This window comes from Mesorhizobium sp. M7A.F.Ca.AU.002.02.1.1 (genome assembly GCF_003998535.1).
GTDB classification, from domain to species: domain Bacteria; phylum Pseudomonadota; class Alphaproteobacteria; order Rhizobiales; family Rhizobiaceae; genus Mesorhizobium; species Mesorhizobium ciceri.
Genome location: NZ_RZPB01001060.1, coordinates 1 through 1,681, shown reverse-complemented (window position 1 = coordinate 1,681; position 1,681 = coordinate 1). Strand labels below are relative to the sequence as shown.

Sequence of the window (1,681 nt, the reverse complement as noted above, 5' to 3'; positions counted from 1 at the left end):
AGATCTTCTGCGGGGACAGCAAGCCGGTGAGGTTCTTGACCGTATCTCCGTTGTCGCCGAGCTTGAAGAGGCGTTGGCAGGTGCCGTGCATATCCAGGAGAACACGCCCGAGAATCTCGAGGTGAAGCGCAAGGTGTTCTCCTTGATCGACACGCTTGCCGATCCGCGAACAGTCATCGCCAGTTCCACCTCGGCGCTGTTGCCGTCGAAATTCACCGACCATCTGCAAGGGCGGCAGCGCTGCCTGGTCGTGCATCCGATCAACCCGCCCTATCTCATTCCGGCGGCCGAAATCGTGCCGGCGCCGTGGACCTCGGCCGAGACGGTCGAGAGAACCCGCGCCTTCCTCGTCGACGCCGGCCACGCGCCACTGGTCATGCAGCACGAGCTTGACGGCTTCATCATGAATCGCCTGCAAGGCGCATTGCTTGAGGAAGCTTTCCGGCTTGTCGCCGATGGCTACGCCAGTGTCGAGGATGTCGACGTCGGCATCCGCGACGGGCTGGCGCTGCGCTGGTCGTTCATGGGGCCGTTCGAGACCATCGATCTCAATGCACCCGGCGGCGTGCGCGACTATGTCGAGCGCTATCAGGGCATCTATTCCAACATCTTTCCCCAGACGCAGCGGCGCGTCGACTGGGCCGGCAAGGTCATCGATACAGTCGAGGCTGATCGCCGCAAGCGACTGCCACAGCAAAGCCTAGGCGACCGGCAGGTGTGGCGTGACCGCCGGCTCATGGCGCTCGCCGCCCACAAGAGAAAATCGGATCAGGAGTTTGGAGAATGACGCAAACCAGTCGCAAGCCGGGACCTGCACAGACCAGGGGCAAGGTCATCATCACCTGCGCGGTGACGGGCGCCATCCACACGCCGACCATGTCGCCCTATCTGCCGATCACGCCCGACCAGATCGCTTCGGAGGCGATCGCGGCGGCGGAAGCCGGTGCCGCGATCCTGCATCTGCATGCCCGCGATCCGGAAACCGGCAAGCCCGACCAAACGCCGGAGGCCTTCGCCCGCTTCCTGCCGCGCGTCAAGCAAGGCACCAACGCCGCCATCAACATCACCACCGGTGGCAGCCCCTACATGAAGGTCGAGGAGCGCGTGCGCCCGGCCGCCCAGTTCAAGCCGGAAGTCGCCTCGCTCAACATGGGCTCGATCAATTTCGGGCTCTATCACCTGGCCGACAAATACGAGACCTTCAAGTTCGATTGGGAAAAGCCGCATCTGGAAGCGACGCGCGACCTCGTCTTCCGCAACTCATTCAAGGACATCGAGTACATTCTGGCGACCTGCTACGACAACGGCACGCGCTTCGAGTTCGAGTGCTACGACATCGCCCATCTGTACAACCTTTCCCACTTCGCCGACCGTGGGCTGGTGAAGCCGCCTTTCTTCGTGCAGTCGGTGTTCGGGCTGCTCGGCGGCATCGGCACGCATCCAGAAGACGTCGCCCATATGAAGCGCACTGCCGACCGGCTGTTTGGCGACCAGTTCCGGTGGTCGGTGCTGGGCGCCGGCGCCAGCCAACTGCGCATCGCCGCGCAATCGGCGGCCCTTGGCGGCAACATCCGCGTCGGGCTGGAGGACAGTCTGTGGGCGGGCAAGGGCAAGCTTGCCAAATCGAACGCCGAGCAGGTCTTGCTGGCCCGCAAGATCATCGAAGGACTCGGCATGGAGG

General features: G+C 63.5%; 2 protein-coding genes. Both read left to right on the top strand.

Going from position 1 to position 1,681, the window contains the following annotated elements:
- Positions 1–787, top strand: a 787-nt coding sequence (locus EN879_RS34965) for a 3-hydroxyacyl-CoA dehydrogenase (protein WP_127274664.1), incomplete at its 5' end; no start/stop codon positions are given.
- Positions 784–1,681 (top strand): 3-keto-5-aminohexanoate cleavage protein (locus tag EN879_RS34960; protein ID WP_164774802.1); only part of this gene is annotated, 898 nt, incomplete at its 3' end. The genes EN879_RS34965 and EN879_RS34960, both read left to right, overlap by 4 nt.